Origin of the sequence: Bariatricus sp. TF06-38A (genome assembly GCF_027690675.1) — a bacterium.
Taxonomy (GTDB): Bacteria; Bacillota; Clostridia; order Lachnospirales; family Lachnospiraceae; genus Allocoprococcus; species Allocoprococcus comes.
On sequence record NZ_JAQFCE010000002.1, the window covers coordinates 1 to 15,322 of the forward strand.

The following is a 15,322-nucleotide window of genomic DNA, read 5'->3' on the forward strand; positions in this document are numbered from 1 at the left end:
CACAGGCTAGGCGGTAATGGAATGATAACGAAAATGATGCATGAAATAGAAGAATTGCATCTGAAAGAAAAAGGAGATTAAGGCTATGGAACAGATTTTAAATTATGTGAAACCAGAATTGGTTGTAGTTGCAATTGTACTATACTTTGTTGGAATCGGTCTGAAAAATACCGAAAAGGTTGCAGACAAGTATATTCCAGTAATCCTCGGTATTATTGGAATCGTGATTTGCGGAATTTATGTGGTGGCGACTTGCGACCTTAAAGGTACACAAAATATTGCAATGGCTATTTTTACGGCAATTGTACAAGGAATTTTAGTTGCCGGACTTAGTAATTATGTGAACCAGTTGATTAAGCAGATGAATAAGGACGAATAGACAGACGAAGCTATTTGTTTTACCACCAAAAGTTAGCGGTAGAAAGGAAAAGTTATGGCATTAAACGGAATTGACATCAGTAGCTGGCAAAACGGGATCAATATTGCGGTTGTACCATGTGATTTTGTGGTGATCAAGGCGACAGAGGGGATAAATTATGTAAATCCGGATTATATGAGAGCCTATGGGCAGGCGAAAGCTGCCGGAAAATGCCTTGGAATCTACCATTATGCCAACGGCGGAAACATTCAGGCGGAAGCGGATTATTTTCTGGCAAATGTAGGAAATCGTCTCGGAGAAGCAATTTTGATCCTGGACTGGGAAGCAGGAAACAATGCGTCCTTTGGTAGTTGCGACTATGCCTGGTGCAAAGGATGGTTAGATTATGTCTACCAGAAGACCGGTGTGCATCCGATTCTGTATTGTTCACAGTCGATCAGCTACAAATTCGATAACATAGGTAACTATGGCTTGTGGATCGCACAGTATGCGGATAACGATCCAACTGGTTATCAGGATGTTCCTTGGAATGAGGGAGAATACACCTGCGCGATCCGGCAGTATACATCTTGCGGAAGGCTATCAGGGTATGCAGGCAACCTCGATCTGGATAAATTCTACGGAAGCAAAGAGGATTGGGGCAAGTACGCTGTAAGCGATAAGACGAACGTAGTTGTTCCAGAACAACCAGAGACGCCAAAACCGGCAACAGCATCTCCGGAAGGATCTACTTTAGATCTGGCGCACCAAACTATGCTTGGAGAATTCGGAAACGGAGAAGACCGGATCCGGAATCTCGGAACCAGGTACGAAGAGGTACAAAACTTCATAAATCACATTTGGGTGACAAGTATAGACAATCTGGCACAGGAAGTATTATCCGGCAGATATGGAAATGGAGATGTGCGCAAGACAGTTCTTGGAAGTCGATATAACGATGTACAGGATCAGGTTAATGCCGGAAACGCACAATACTATACCGTGCAGAGTGGAGATACTCTTTCCAACATTGCCAGCAAATACGGCACAACCTACCAGAAGATTGCACAGCTCAACGGCATGTCTAACCCGAATCTGATTTATGTAGGGCAGAAACTTAGGATAAAATAATAAGCTGTCAATTCATAAGAAGATGTGTTAATATCCTATTATAAATAAGGAAGAAAATACTTTCATCTTGTATGTGCAAACGAACTTGCCCACATGGAAATGATATGTGCCATTGTTTACCAGCTTACCAAGGATTTATCTCCGGAGGAAATTAAGGCTTCTGGTTTTGATAAATATTATGTGGACCACACACTTGCACTTTGGCCGCAGGCAGCCAGTGGAACACCGTGGACAGCAACTTATTTTCAGTCCAAGGGTGACCCAATTACAGATTTACATGAAGATATGGCTGCGGAACAGAAAGCCAGGACGACGTATGATAACATTTTAAGGCTTGTAAAAGACCCGGAAGTATGTGATCCGATTCGTTTTTTGAGAAAGCGGGAAATTGTACATTACCAAAGATTTGGAGAAAGTTTAAGGATCGTTCAGGATAATCTGAACAGTAAGAACTTTTATGCAATCAATCCGGAGTTTGATACGGATTCAAATAGTAGTTGTGGCAATTAAAACAGCGCGTATGGAAAAACGTCCCCAATTATGAAAATCCGGTTTGATAAAAAAGGTGCGACCTCATAGGCTGCACCTTTTTTAAATGTCAGCCTACTAACGTTATTCTGTATATACCATGCTGATATACGATAATGCATAAGTTCTACCAGTATCTAATAATTAACGAGAGGAATGATCCTGGATATAATCAGCCAGCATCGAAATAAATTCGGATGCGGTCGGTTTGTCAAATACAGGATAACCAAGCAGCGGGCTTAAAATTTTATTGGAATTCTGATTCCAATAACTGTTGATCATTGTACGGATGGCGGCTTCAACACACATGTTGGAAACGCCATACTGCTCACCGACAACGCGGTAAAGATTAGAGGTTACATTCTTCAGGTAAAATTCCTGATCTTTGAGAACGAGGGCGACTGCTGAAGCAAGATAGTTATAACCAGAGTACGTGGAACGAAGACCAGCTTTTCTTAATACATGCCTGACATCATACATAAGAACCTCCTTCCAATATTCATACCGACTATCTAACTATAGAATAAAGGAATTCTATAGATATGTAAATAATTTTGTCCATAACGATATATTTCGTGAGATTTCGATATATTGTGTGAAGCGGATAATGGAAAAATCTGTTTTTTTTTGCTATAATCCTTAATTGGATAGAACAGACAGAATCAATTTCAGGAGTGAAATTTATGAAGATACAATATCAGAAAATAGAAAACGGACTTGAAATTCTCAGGATCTGGCAGGATTCAGGAATCATAAAAGTACCGGAGCAGATAGAGGGAATCCCTGTCATCCGCATTGCTCCATATACATTTTCACTGCATAAAGATGAAGAAGAGAAAAATGCATCTGTTTATCAGACAGAGGCAGATGAAGAGGATGATCGTTTTGCGCAGCCGGAAGAACTCTGCTGTGGTGGAATGGTAAGGGAAATCCATCTTCCGTCTACCGTACAGTCAATTGGAAATTATGCGTTTTATGGATGTATGAATCTGAAACTTTTCCATGGGACAGATGCAATCGTGCGGATGGGGAGCGGGGTATTTACCGGATGCCGTCTGGAGAAGGTGGAGATTGATTTTATGGATGGAAATAAGTCCTGTCTTAAGGAAATTCTGACGGAGATCCGGTATCAGATCATTGCAACACTGCGTTATCAGGGAACGGAGACGAAGATCCTGTTTCCAGAATATTACGCAGATGCGGTGGAAAATACGCCGGCGCGGATCGTGGAGACGCATTATTATGGTTCCGGTGGAGAGTACAGGGAGTGCTTTTACCGGCGGGAACTGGATTATGGAAAATACGACCGGCTGTTTGCACTTTCTGAAGCAAGAGATTCGGAAGAGGCAATTTTCAGTGTGGCTCTGACGCGTCTGCGATATCCGTGGAAGCTGGAAGATGTGGCAAAGCTGCGCTATGAAAATTATGTAAAGGCGCATATGGAAGGAATTGGAGAAAGCTGTATCCATGCGGTGAAAGAAAGACGCGAAATCGCCGCCGGAGATCCGCAGGAGGTTCTGCTTTTTTGCTGCAGAGAGCATTATTTTGATGAACAAGCGTTGGAAAAAACGATTACTTATGCGGCAGATGCAGGACAGACCGAGATTTCAGCTATTTTGATGGACGAGCGTTACCGTAGTTTTCCAAAAAAGAAGAAAAAGTTTGTATTGTAAAAGAAGGTGGAAAGATTGGAAGAAATGTCATTAGAACAGGGTCTGGAAGAAATCGGACATAAAATACTGGTTCTGACGAGGAACGAACTGTATATGAAGATGAGATTTATGGATGTGGCGCTTTCGGCGTTTTATTGTGTACAGGATTTTTCAGTAAACCTTCTTGCTACAGACGGAGAGACAATGTATTTTAACGGGCAGATGCTGGGAGGTGAGTACAGGCAGAACCGGATCGAGGTAAACCGCGCCTATCTACATCTGGTTCTGCACTGCATTTTCCGACATGTATTTCGCAGAAATGGACGGGAAGAGCTTGTATGGAACCTGGCGGCGGATATTGCGGTAGAATCTGTGATTGACGACTGGAACCTCCAGAATATACGAAAAAGCCAGTCCTGGATCAGACAGAGAACCTACCGGGATCTGAAAGAGGAAATCAAGGTATTTACAGCGGAAAAAATTTATGGAGTACTGGTAAGATGGAAGCTTTCGGACAGAGAGATGGAGCGCATGGCCCGGGAATTTACCGTAGATGATCACAAGTACTGGGCAAAAGATGAAGATGATGAAAAACAAAGCGAAATGAACCAGAGGTGGCAGGATGTCAGCGAGAAAATGCAGACCGATATGGAAACTTTTTCGAAAGAAGCAGCATCAAATACCGGGCATTTTCTGGATCAGGTCCGGGTAGAGAACCGACAGCGATATGACTACCGCAGCTTTTTGCATAAATTTGCTGTACTGAAGGAAGAGGTTACCGTGGATGATGACAGCTTTGATTATGTATTTTACAGTTATGGACTGCGCCTTTATGGAAATATGCCTCTGATCGAGCCACAGGAATGGAAAGAAGTGAAAAAAGTGGAGGATTTTGCAATCGTGATCGATACTTCCATGTCCTGTTCAGGAGATCTGGTAAAAAAATTCCTGGAGGAGACCTATGGCATTTTAAGTGAAGCAGGGAGCTTTTTTCAGAGAGTCAATATCCACATTATACAATGTGATGACCAGGTGCAGTCGGACAGGAAGATTACCTGTAAAGAAGAATTACAGGAATATATGGAAAAGCTGGATCTTGCCGGGGAAGGTGGAACGGATTTCAGGCCGGCGTTTGCCTATATTGATGAGCTGATTGCGACGCACCGGTTCACTGAACTGAAGGGTGTGATCTATTTTACCGATGGACAGGGGATTTATCCGCAGAAAATGCCTCTGTACCAGACCGCGTTTGTATTTATGGACGACGGGGCAGAAGAACAGGAAGTTCCGCCGTGGGCGATGAAACTGGTTCTGGATGAAGAAGATTTGAGAGGAGTGAGAAATAGATGAATATTAAACGTGCAAAACAGGAAATCAAGGATGCGGTGCAGGCATACCTGATGAAGGATGAATATGGAGAATATCAGATTCCGGCAATCCATCAGAGACCGATCCTTCTGATGGGACCTCCGGGAATTGGAAAAACACAGATCATGGAGCAGATTTCAAGGGAATGTGAGATCGGACTGGTTGCGTATACGATCACGCACCATACCAGACAGAGTGCGATCGGGCTTCCGTTTATTCAGACAAAGATCTACGGTGGAAAAGAGTATTCGGTAACCGAGTATACGATGAGTGAGATCATTGCTGCTGTATATGAAAAGATAGAGCAGAGCGGCATGAAAGAGGGAATCCTGTTTATCGATGAGATCAACTGTGTTTCAGAGACGTTGGCGCCGACTATGCTGCAGTTTTTACAGTGCAAGATGTTTGGTAATCAGAGTGTGCCGGAGGGATGGATCATTGTGGCGGCAGGGAATCCGCCGGAATATAATAAGTCGGTGCGGGAATTTGATGTGGTGACACTGGACCGAATCAAGCGGATCGATGTGGAAGCTGATTTTGATGTCTGGAAGGAATATGCGTATCAGGTTGGAATCCATCCTGCTGTGCTTTCTTATCTGGAGCTTCGAAAAGAGAATTTCTATCGTATGGAAAATACAGTAGATGGAAAAATGTTTGTCACAGCCAGAGGATGGGAAGACCTGTCAAGGTTGATCCAGGTTTATGAAAAGCTTGGTAAAGAGGTGGATCGTGAGGTTGTGCATCAGTACCTCCAGCACTGGAAGACAGCGAAGGATTTTGCAAATTATCTGGAGCTTTACCGAAAGTATCAGAAGGAGTATGGACTGGAGCGGATCCTTGCAGGATATTATGAAAAAGATACCTTAGAACGTTTGAAATTTGCGTCGTTTGATGAGCGGCTGAGTGTGGTAAATCTTCTGGTCGGAAAGATGGCAGAACTTTTTAAAGAAGAATATGAGATGGAAAAATTTGTGGAGGGACTGTTTGCTCAGCTGTGTGCTTATAAAGAGGAATTGCAAAAGGAAGGTGCAGTTCCGGGAGAGGTCCTTGCTGCGAAAATTCAGTCTCTTAGGCGGGAAGTTGAACAGAAGAAGGCCGCCGGACAGCTTACAAAGGCGGAAATGCACCGTATGGAGCGTATTTTATGCAAATTGGAAGAATACCGGAAAGCTCCGGAATTTGAGTCTGTAAAGGCCACATTTGACAGCGAAGAAGAGCAGAGAGAGCAAATGGCAGATAAGACACTGGAAACGCTGAATCACTGCTTTGAATTCCTGGAATCTGCTTTCGGCGAGAGCCAGGAAATGGCAGTATTTGTTACGGAACTCAACAGTAATGTGTACAGCATTGCGTTCCTGCGGGAAAATGACTGTGCGATGTATTACAAATACAACAAAGGTTTACTTTTGGATGAACGCCGTGAAGAAATCCTGGAACAGATGGATGCCGTGGAAAATGTAGTGGAAAGAGGACTGGTTGAAGATTAAAGAGCAAGAACTGACAGAATAAGAACGACTGTGCCTGTGGTATCATATAATGATAGAAAGCAGAAGAAATGGGAATGAAATTCATGCCAGATCTGCAATTTTGTAAGGAACTTCCCGAAATAAAACCGGGGGAGTATCGCTTGAAATATGATCTCACTTTGCGCGCGTCTCCCGGTCTTGGAACTGCGTTGTGCCGGGGAAACTATCACCGGGAGAGCTGCCTGAAAGCGGAAAGTAAGGTGTATATCTGCCAAATCAGATATTTGAGCAGATCTGTATGGGGATTGATAGAGAATACGGGGTGGATATGCCTTTATATGAATCATAAATGGCTGATAACTACTATAGCATAATTATAAAAATGACATTTTATGCCTGACGAGCCTGTTGGAGTGAAACTTACATTTCATGTAGACCCTCGCCAAAAGCGGAACCTTTTAAGCGTTGGCTTGCTCAGAAAAAGGACGCTGATAATTTCATATCAACGTCCTTTAAATCTGTCAGTATTGGGATATACAATTATTTATTGTTTACCTCAAGATTCTTCATCGCACGAACCTTCAGCGGAAGTCCGAACAGAGTGATGAATCCGCTTGCATCATGATGATCGTACATATCACCGGTTGTGAAGCTTGCCAGAGATTCATTGTAAAGTGAGTATGGAGAAGTAGTTCCGGCTTTAATGATATTTCCTTTGTAAAGTCTGAATTTAACTTCACCTGTAACATATTTCTGGGTAGATTTTACGAAAGCACGAAGAGCTTCACAAAGTGGTGTGAACCATTTTCCTTCGTATACAACCTGAGCGAGTTTATTGCCAAGATCTTTCTTAACTTCCATGGTAGCACGGTCGATAACCAGTTCTTCAAGCTGTTTGTGAGCTTCCATCAGGATTGTTCCACCAGGAGTTTCATAAACACCACGGGATTTCATACCAACAACACGGTTCTCAACGATATCAACGATACCGATACCATGCTTGCCGCCAAGTTCGTTGAGTTTGCGGATGATATCAGAAACCTTCATGGCTTCTCCGTTGATTGTCTTCGGAACACCTTCTTCAAATGTCATAGTTACATATTCATCTTCATCCGGTGCATTTTCCGGTGTATTTCCAAGAACAAGAAGATCAGCGTAATTTGGTTCGCAGGATGGATCTTCAAGTTCCAGTCCTTCGTGGCTGATGTGCCATAAGTTACGGTCACGGCTATAGCTGTGGCTTGCGTCAAACGGAAGATCGATTCCGTGAGCTTTACAGTAAGCGATCTCATCGTCACGTGACTGAAGTGTCCACAGATCTGTCATTCTCCAAGGAGCGATGATCTTAAGATCCGGGGCAAGAGCCATGATAGAAAGCTCGAAACGGATCTGGTCATTTCCTTTTCCGGTAGCACCGTGGCAGATAGCAGTAGCACCTTCTTTTCTTGCTACTTCAACAAGTCTCTTGGAGATTGCCGGACGAGCCATAGAAGTTCCGAGAAGGTATGCATTTTCGTAAACAGCATTTGCCTGTACACATGGCATAATATAGTTATCACAGAAATCATCAGTGATATCTTCGATGTATAATTTAGAAGCACCTGCGAGTTTTGCTCTTTCATCAAGACCATCCAGCTCTTCGCCCTGTCCGCAGTCGATACAGCAGCAGATTACTTCATAATCAAATGTCTCCTTTAACCAAGGGATCAGTGTGGTAGTATCAAGACCACCAGAATATGCAAGAACTACTTTTTCTTTCATTGTATATAAACCTCCTAAAAATTTTCTTTTGTATTCAATTCACAACCCACTATACACCATTTTTTATATTTATGCAATAATAAAATGAAAAAACTTTTAAAAATGTTATTTTTATGCAAATAAAAGTAAAAATATACATAAAATATGCATAATTATGTATAAAAAAGGAAAGAGAGTAATAAGAAAAAAGAAGGATAGAAGAAGATTAAACAGAAAATATAAAGATAAATCAGGAAAATACTTGACATTTGCACAAAAATCCGTAAAATATAACAAAAAGTAACAAGGTAACACGCTAAAGGAAGAAAGGAACCGGCGAGATGAGTGATATGCATAAAATGAATAAGAATAACATATGTCATTGAAGTATTATGATTCGGTAGTGAAAAAAGAAGCAGAAAAAGGTATCGCCGCATACTCTTTTTCTGCTTCTTTTATTTATACCTACTAAGAATATGAATTGAAAAGAGGAAAAACGAAATGGAATTAAGAGCCACTCTAAAGGAAAAGAAACGAATCGTCATCAAAGTGGGAACCTCCACTGTCACCTATGCAAAAACCGGTAACATCAATCTGGAAAAATTTGTCCGTGTACTGATCAATCTCAGAAACCGCGGAAAAGAGATAATCGTAGTATCTTCCGGTGCAGTCGGTATCGGAAAAAATGTCCTTGGAATCAGTGAGAAGCCGGCTGGTTCTGTCAAACAGGCATGTGCAGCAGTAGGGCAGGGGCGCCTGATGATGATCTATGAGAAATTTTTTGCGGAATACAGTCAGCTCACCGCACAAGTGCTGCTGACGAAAGAATCTGTCTACAGCAAGACATGTCGTATCCATGCGAGAGAAACATTTGAAGAACTTCTGGCAATGAATGTGGTTCCAATCGTCAATGCAAATGATGCTATTTCCGTGGATGAGGACAGCTATGGAAATTTTGGCGATAATGATACTATGTCTGCAGATGTGGCGGCGTTGGTGGAGGCGGATCTTTTGATCATGATGTCAGATATCGAGGGACTTTATACGGATGATCCAAGAACCAATCCGGCAGCAAGATTTGTGCATACCGTGAACCGGATTGATGAAGAACTGGAGAAGATGGGAAAAGGAGCCGGAAGCGCAGTCGGAACCGGTGGCATGGCGACAAAGATCGAGGCAGCCAAGATTGCAACAGAAGCGGGAGCAGATATGGTGATCGCAAATGGCGATAATATTTATGCAATTAATGATATTATGGCAGGAAAGAAAGTCGGTACGCTGTTTCTTGCAAAGAATCACCGCTATGACGGGGAAAATGAGCTTGGACCGGAAAGAGATGCGTACAGGATGGAGCGGAGACTGAAAAGAAATATACAGTATCGGATGGCTGTGGGAAAGTAGAGGTGAATGAAATGGAACAGAGAGCAGAGAAAAAAATCTATATGGAAAAGCTTGGAAAGCGTGCAGTCAGTGCAAAAGAAACGGTCGCATTTTTAAATGTAATTCAAAGACAGGAAGGGCTCATCCTGGCGGCAGATGCGCTGGCGGCACAACAGGCATATATAATAGAAGAAAACCAAAAGGATATTATGCTTGCAAGAAAAAATAAGATGACAGAGCCACTGATCGACCGGCTTCTTCTAAATGAGAACAGAATCCGGAAAATGGCAGAAGGACTTAGGGAGATTGCAGCACTTCCGGATATTTTGGGAGAGATCATTTCCATGAAAATAAGGCCAAACGGACTGCAGATCGGAGAAAAACGAGTTCCGCTTGGTGTTGTCGGAATCATTTATGAAGCCCGTCCGAATGTGACTGCAGATGCCTTTGGACTCTGTTTTAAGACCGGAAATGTCGCCGTTTTAAAAGGAGGAAGTGCAGCAGCAAATTCCTGCAGGGCTATAGCAGAGGTGATCCGTGGGGCACTTGCGAAAAAGGGAATGGAACCGGATGCGCTGATTCTGGTTGAAGATACCAGCCGGGAGTCGGCTATGGAAATGATGCGGATGAAGGACTATCTGGATGTACTGATCCCAAGAGGAGGTGCTTCACTGATTGCATCTGTGGTGGAGAACAGTACGGTTCCGGTGATTGAGACTGGGACGGGGAACTGCCATATTTATGTGGATGAATTTGCTGATGTACAGATGGCAGCGGAGATTATCGAGAATGCAAAGACGCAGAGGCTTGGTGTATGCAATGCATGTGAATCCTTAGTGATTCATGAGAAAATTGCAGAGGAGGCGCTTCCGGTGATCTGTGACCGGCTTTCGGCAAAAGGGGTAGAAATCCGGGGAGATGAAGCGGCAAGGCAGATTGATGAGCGGATCGCTTGGGCACAGGAAAGTGACTGGGGACAGGAATATCTGGATGCGATTATTTCTGTAAAAATTGTTCCAGCTATCTGTGATGCCGTCCGGCACATCAACAAATGGAACACCGGGCATTCCGAGACGATTATCACGAAGGATTATGCAAATGCACTGTATTTTCAGGAGAGGGTAGATGCGGCGGCAGTGTATGTCAATGCGTCAACCAGATTTACTGACGGAAACGAATTTGGATTCGGGGCGGAAATCGGAATCAGTACCCAGAAGCTTCATGCCCGCGGACCGATGGGGCAGGAAGCCCTTACCACGAAAAAGTATGTGATCTTTGGAAATGGACAAATTCGCGGATAAGAAGATTGACAGGAAAAAATCTCCATTTTATAATTTGAATGGTACAAAAGTTAAGGAATTTTGTTTTTATTTTTAAGATGTTGGGGTCAAAAGGTATTTTGACCCCTTTGATACCAGATTGCTACGTGCTTTGCACTCTCGCAATCCTCAAAAACATAGGTATCAGGACGGATGAAAAAGGGGAAGAATGAAAAATGCTGTATGTAAGCTACTATGATTCGCCGATCGGGAAAATTACGCTTGGAGCACGGGAGGATGTACTTGTCGGTGCATGGTTTGAAGGACAGAAATACTATATGGACAAGATTATAGAAGATTTTGAGGAGAAGAAAGACTTGCCGGTACTGGATCAGGCAGAGTACTGGCTGGATCGGTATTTTGCAGGGCAGGATCCGGATCCGGAAGAACTTCCTCTTGCACCTGCAGGAAGTGATTTCCGAAAAGAAGTATGGAAGATTATCGCAAAAATCCCATATGGATGTACCATTACTTATGGAAAGATCGCAAAGATCCTTGCAGTAAAACGGGGCGCGAAAAGTATCTCGCCGCAGGCAGTCGGAGGTGCGGTCGGACATAATCCGATCTCTGTGATTATTCCCTGTCACCGGGTCATCGGAAGCGACGGAAGCCTGACCGGATATGCCGGTGGACTTGAAAAGAAAGAATGGCTGCTTGCACATGAAGAAGCGCATATCAGATAAGTGATCATTAAAAATGGTGGCTCGTAGTGAGTCACCATTTTTGATGATTTGGAGAAATCCGTAAGAGTCCGATCCTGTATTCTATTTTCCGGATTTTTCACATAACCATCGGTAAGCAATGATGCAGATGATCACAGACAATAAGGAGCCGGTAGCGGTTGCGAGTCCCATCGGAAACAGTGTATGCGGGAAAATTTTTGAAGTCAGATAAACACCCGGAATACGCACGCACAAAATAGCGATCAGGTTATGTAAAAATGAAATTCCAGATTTTCCGCATGCACAGAAGTATCCGCTGAAACTGAAATGAACGCCGGCAAAAATACAATCCCAGATATATCCGCGAATGTACTGTGCGCCGAGAAGAATAACGGCTGTGTCTGCAGTGAAAAGTCCGACAACCGGAGCTGCGATAAACTGGATCAATATAGAGACGACCAGACCAAATCCAATGGCGATCATCATGGCATAGCGAAGTGTCTGCTTTGCACGGTCATACTTTCCGGCACCGATATTCTGAGCTGCGAGTGCAGAAACAGTCGAAAGCATGGAAGACGGAATCAGGAACAGAAAGCTGATGATTTTTTCCACAATGCCGACAGCGGCGGCTGTGTTCAGTCCGCGCCGGTTGGCAATGATCGTAATAATAATGAAAGCAATCTGAATAAATCCGTCCTGAAGCGCTACCGGAATCCCAATATTCAGAATTTTGCCAAGCGGTTTTTTCTGTGGGCGGAAACAGTCTCCGGAAAGAGAAAGTCCGGTCTGCTTACGTTTAATGGCAATCAGTGCAAACAGAACACTGCACGCTTGGGAAAGTGTTGTGCCAAGCGCAGCACCGGAAGCTCCCAGATGGAAAAATCCGATAAACAGATAATCCAGTATAATATTCACCGCACATGCAACTGCGATGAAATACATCGGACTTTTAGAATCCCCCAGTCCGCGGAAAATCGAACTGATCACATTATACGCCGTAATAAAAGGAATCCCGAGAAAACAGATCGTCAGATAAGCTGCTGTCCCGGAAACAGCCTCTGCAGGCGTAGACATCACCGAAACAATTGGCTTTACAAAAAACAGAAGCAAAACCGCCAGCACCAGAGAAATTCCCATAAACAAAATCACCGTATTTCCCACAAACACAGAAGCCCTTTTCTTATCGCCCGCTCCAATAGACTGCCCGATTGAAACCGTAGCCCCCATCGCAAGCCCCACGATCATCACCGTCAACATATGCATCACCTGGCTCCCAATCGAAACCGCTGTTGTACTGGCAACCCCATCAAACTGCCCAACAATAAAAAGATCCGCCATCCCATAAAGCGTCTGCAAAAAATAAGATAAAAAATAAGGTAGCGAAAAATAAATCACATTCCGAAAAACACTCCCCGAAGTAAGATCCCGTTCCATAAAATAACAACTCCTTTACAATCACTTCCTTAATACTAACTTCATTTTCCCACAATAGTCAATAAAAAGAATACAGACCTAATGCATCTTATAATAATAAAAATGCATAACAATGCATAAAAATAAATATAAATGCATAAAAACAAGAAATTATACATAAAAATACACAGAAATATGCATAAAAATCAAAAAACCACTTGCTTTCCCAAATAAAACCATGTATACTAAACCAATCGGAAAATAAAATAGATAGAATAATAATTGTTTTTTAAGATAGGCTGAACCAAAACTCGGCTGAAATCACATGGAATTCTTTCATTCCCAAGGGAGACAGGTGTCAAACTTCCAATCCTCATGCTGTCAAGCATGAGGCAGGAAGTTTGACGCCGCCTCTCCTGCCCGTCGCACCACAATGAGTCGACAAGCATCAGCCCCACCCAATTGGAGAATGTTCCCATTCGTCAGTGCACAGCTCCTGCGCGAAATATCTTTGCTAAGCAACCCCTCGAAAACGCCGGCACTTGGCAAGGCGAGCGTAAGCAAAGCCGAGCCTAGTACCGCTGCGTTTGAGCGGAGCGCAAGCGCGGTTGCGTGCAAACATATTTCGCGCAGGAGCGTCCCCGCACCAATCAAAAAAACATTCCCCCAATTCCCGCGAACCCCTTTACAATAGGGATTAATGGGTTTATAGTATTTATGATTATGCCTATCTATACACAAATACGGCATTTACGAAAGGATGGTTTACATGATTAAAGCAGGAATCATCGGTTCTACCGGTTACGCCGGAGGAGAACTGGTTCGCATTTTAACAGGACATAAAGACGTAGAAATTAAATGGTTTGGCTCAAGAAGCTATATCGATAAGAAATATGCAGATGTATACCGCAATATGTTTCAGATCGTAGATGCGGTATGTTTAGATGATAATATGGAACAACTTGCAGATCAGGTAGATGTGATTTTCACAGCAACTCCACAGGGACTGTGCGCATCATTAGTTAATGAAGAAATCTTATCAAAGGTTAAGATCATCGACCTGAGCGCAGATTTCCGTATCAAAGATGTCAAGACTTACGAAAAATGGTACGGTATTGAGCACAAGAGCCCGCAGTTTATCGAAGAAGCAGTTTACGGACTGTGTGAAGTGAACAGAGAAGATATCAAAGGCGCAAGACTGATCGCCAATCCTGGATGCTATACAACATGCTCCATCCTGACTGCTTATCCGCTGGCAAAAGAAGGACTGATCGATATGGATACGCTGATCATTGATGCCAAGTCCGGAACATCCGGAGCAGGAAGAGGGGCAAAGGTTCCGAACCTGTACTGTGAAGTCAATGAGAATATGAAAGCATACGGTGTGGCAACACACAGACATACACCGGAGATCGAGGAACAGCTTGGATATGCGAGCGGCAAAGAGGTTGTGATTAACTTTACACCGCATCTGGTTCCGATGAACAGAGGAATCCTGGCAACAGAGTACGCGAAGCTTACAAAGGATGTTACCTGGGAAGAAGTAAAAGCAGTTTACGATAAATATTATGCAAATGAAAAATTTGTCCGCGTTCTGGAGAAAGATGTTTACCCGGAAACAAAATGGGTAGAAGGAAGCAATTATGTCGATATCGGATTTAAGATCGATCCGAGAACAAACCGTATCATTATGATGGGTGCGATCGACAACCTGGTAAAAGGTGCAGCAGGACAGGCTGTACAGAACATGAACCTGATCTTCGGACTTCCGGAAAGTGAAGGTCTTGATCTGGTTCCGATGTTCCCGTAGAACACGGCAGAAAAAGAAAAGGAATGGAAAATATATGACAACAATTATTCGTGCGATGACAGTAGAAGATTATGACCAGCTTCATGCACTTTGGATGCGGATCAAAGGATTTGGAATCCGGAGCATAGATGATTCAAAAGAAGGCGTGGAACGATTCCTGAAAAGGAATCCAACAACCAGTGTGATCGCCGAAATAGACGGAAAAGTAGTAGGAGGAATCCTCTGCGGACACGACGGAAGAACCGGATGTTTTTATCATGTATGTGTAGATCCGGCGTACCGCTGTCATGGGATCGGAAAGAGCATGGTTGCCTATGCAATGTCAGCTCTGAAAGAGGAACATATCAACAAGATCACACTGATCGCATTTACCAAGAATGATATCGGCAATACGTTCTGGAATACGATCGGATGGACCAAGAGACCGGATGTCAACTACTATGAGTTTGTTTTAAATGAGGAAAATATTACAGCATTTATCGAAGAGGGCTAAAG

The 15,322-nt window shown here is 43.3% G+C and carries 13 protein-coding genes and 1 pseudogene; 11 read left to right on the forward strand and 3 right to left on the reverse strand.

The features are described from left to right. Nucleotides 1-85 precede the first annotated feature (85 nt). The 3 genes and pseudogenes from PG418_RS02195 to PG418_RS02205 form a co-directional block, all read left to right on the forward strand. Nucleotides 86-379, forward strand: coding sequence for a phage holin family protein (locus PG418_RS02195; RefSeq protein WP_498836984.1), 294 nt, complete (start codon nt 86-88; stop codon nt 377-379). Between the two features lie 54 nt (nt 380-433). Further along, complete coding sequence (locus tag PG418_RS02200; protein WP_498836985.1) at nt 434-1,489, forward strand: GH25 family lysozyme; 1,056 nt, start codon at nt 434-436, stop codon at nt 1,487-1,489. 81 nt (nt 1,490-1,570) lie between these two features. After that, a pseudogene (locus PG418_RS02205) lies at nt 1,571-1,999 on the forward strand (manganese catalase family protein); the annotation flags it as partial. A gap of 162 nt (nt 2,000-2,161) precedes the next feature. Here PG418_RS02205 and PG418_RS02210 read toward each other — a convergent pair. Next, nucleotides 2,162-2,497 (reverse strand): sporulation initiation factor Spo0A C-terminal domain-containing protein, encoded by a 336-nt coding sequence (locus PG418_RS02210; protein WP_008374659.1) that lies wholly within the window; start codon nt 2,495-2,497, stop codon nt 2,162-2,164. A gap of 203 nt (nt 2,498-2,700) precedes the next feature. On the opposite strand from PG418_RS02210, the gene PG418_RS02215 reads away from it, so the two are divergent. Genes PG418_RS02215 through PG418_RS02225 form a run of 3 tightly spaced genes read left to right on the forward strand, consistent with a single transcriptional unit; the run spans nt 2,701 to nt 6,524 of the window. After that, on the forward strand, nt 2,701-3,690 hold the full coding sequence (locus PG418_RS02215; RefSeq protein WP_498836986.1) for a leucine-rich repeat protein: 990 nt from the start codon (nt 2,701-2,703) through the stop codon (nt 3,688-3,690). Nucleotides 3,691-3,714: 24 nt separating this feature from the next. Beyond that, nucleotides 3,715-5,019 (forward strand): vWA domain-containing protein, encoded by a 1,305-nt coding sequence (locus tag PG418_RS02220; protein ID WP_498836987.1) that lies wholly within the window; start codon nt 3,715-3,717, stop codon nt 5,017-5,019. Then, the gene (locus PG418_RS02225) at nt 5,016-6,524 is read left to right on the forward strand and encodes an ATP-binding protein (RefSeq protein ID WP_498836988.1); all 1,509 of its coding nucleotides are present in this window, start codon (nt 5,016-5,018) and stop codon (nt 6,522-6,524) included. The genes PG418_RS02220 and PG418_RS02225 overlap by 4 nt, the downstream gene beginning before the upstream one ends. Before the next feature lie 519 nt (nt 6,525-7,043). Here PG418_RS02225 and PG418_RS02230 read toward each other — a convergent pair. Then, nucleotides 7,044-8,264 carry an argininosuccinate synthase gene (locus PG418_RS02230; protein WP_008374664.1) on the reverse strand — a complete coding sequence of 407 codons (1,221 nt, stop codon included), beginning with the start codon at nt 8,262-8,264 and terminating at the stop codon, nt 7,044-7,046. A 480-nt stretch (nt 8,265-8,744) separates the two neighbouring features. Here PG418_RS02230 and proB point away from each other — a divergent pair, with 480 nt between their 5' ends. The 3 genes from proB to PG418_RS02245 all read left to right on the forward strand — a co-directional run bounded on the left by proB (nt 8,745) and on the right by PG418_RS02245 (nt 11,625). Continuing rightward, a complete protein-coding gene (gene proB, locus PG418_RS02235) occupies nt 8,745-9,644 on the forward strand; it encodes a glutamate 5-kinase (RefSeq protein WP_498836989.1) in 900 nt (299 codons plus the stop codon). Between the two features lie 11 nt (nt 9,645-9,655). Beyond that, nucleotides 9,656-10,924, forward strand: a complete 1,269-nt coding sequence (locus tag PG418_RS02240; RefSeq protein ID WP_498836990.1) for a glutamate-5-semialdehyde dehydrogenase — start codon at nt 9,656-9,658, stop codon at nt 10,922-10,924. A gap of 194 nt (nt 10,925-11,118) precedes the next feature. Next, the gene (locus PG418_RS02245) at nt 11,119-11,625 is read left to right on the forward strand and encodes a methylated-DNA--[protein]-cysteine S-methyltransferase (protein ID WP_008374672.1); all 507 of its coding nucleotides are present in this window, start codon (nt 11,119-11,121) and stop codon (nt 11,623-11,625) included. 81 nt (nt 11,626-11,706) lie between these two features. Here the strand turns inward: PG418_RS02245 and PG418_RS02250 are convergent, their stop codons facing one another. Continuing rightward, the gene (locus PG418_RS02250) at nt 11,707-13,038 is read right to left on the reverse strand and encodes an MATE family efflux transporter (RefSeq protein ID WP_498836991.1); all 1,332 of its coding nucleotides are present in this window, start codon (nt 13,036-13,038) and stop codon (nt 11,707-11,709) included. 748 nt (nt 13,039-13,786) lie between these two features. Between PG418_RS02250 and argC the strand changes: the two genes are divergently transcribed. Both argC and PG418_RS02260 read left to right on the forward strand, forming a co-directional pair. Then, nucleotides 13,787-14,827 (forward strand): N-acetyl-gamma-glutamyl-phosphate reductase, encoded by a 1,041-nt coding sequence (argC, locus tag PG418_RS02255; protein WP_022220715.1) that lies wholly within the window; start codon nt 13,787-13,789, stop codon nt 14,825-14,827. Nucleotides 14,828-14,870: 43 nt separating this feature from the next. Then, nucleotides 14,871-15,320 (forward strand): GNAT family N-acetyltransferase, encoded by a 450-nt coding sequence (locus PG418_RS02260; RefSeq protein ID WP_044999341.1) that lies wholly within the window; start codon nt 14,871-14,873, stop codon nt 15,318-15,320. Nucleotides 15,321-15,322 lie beyond the last annotated feature (2 nt).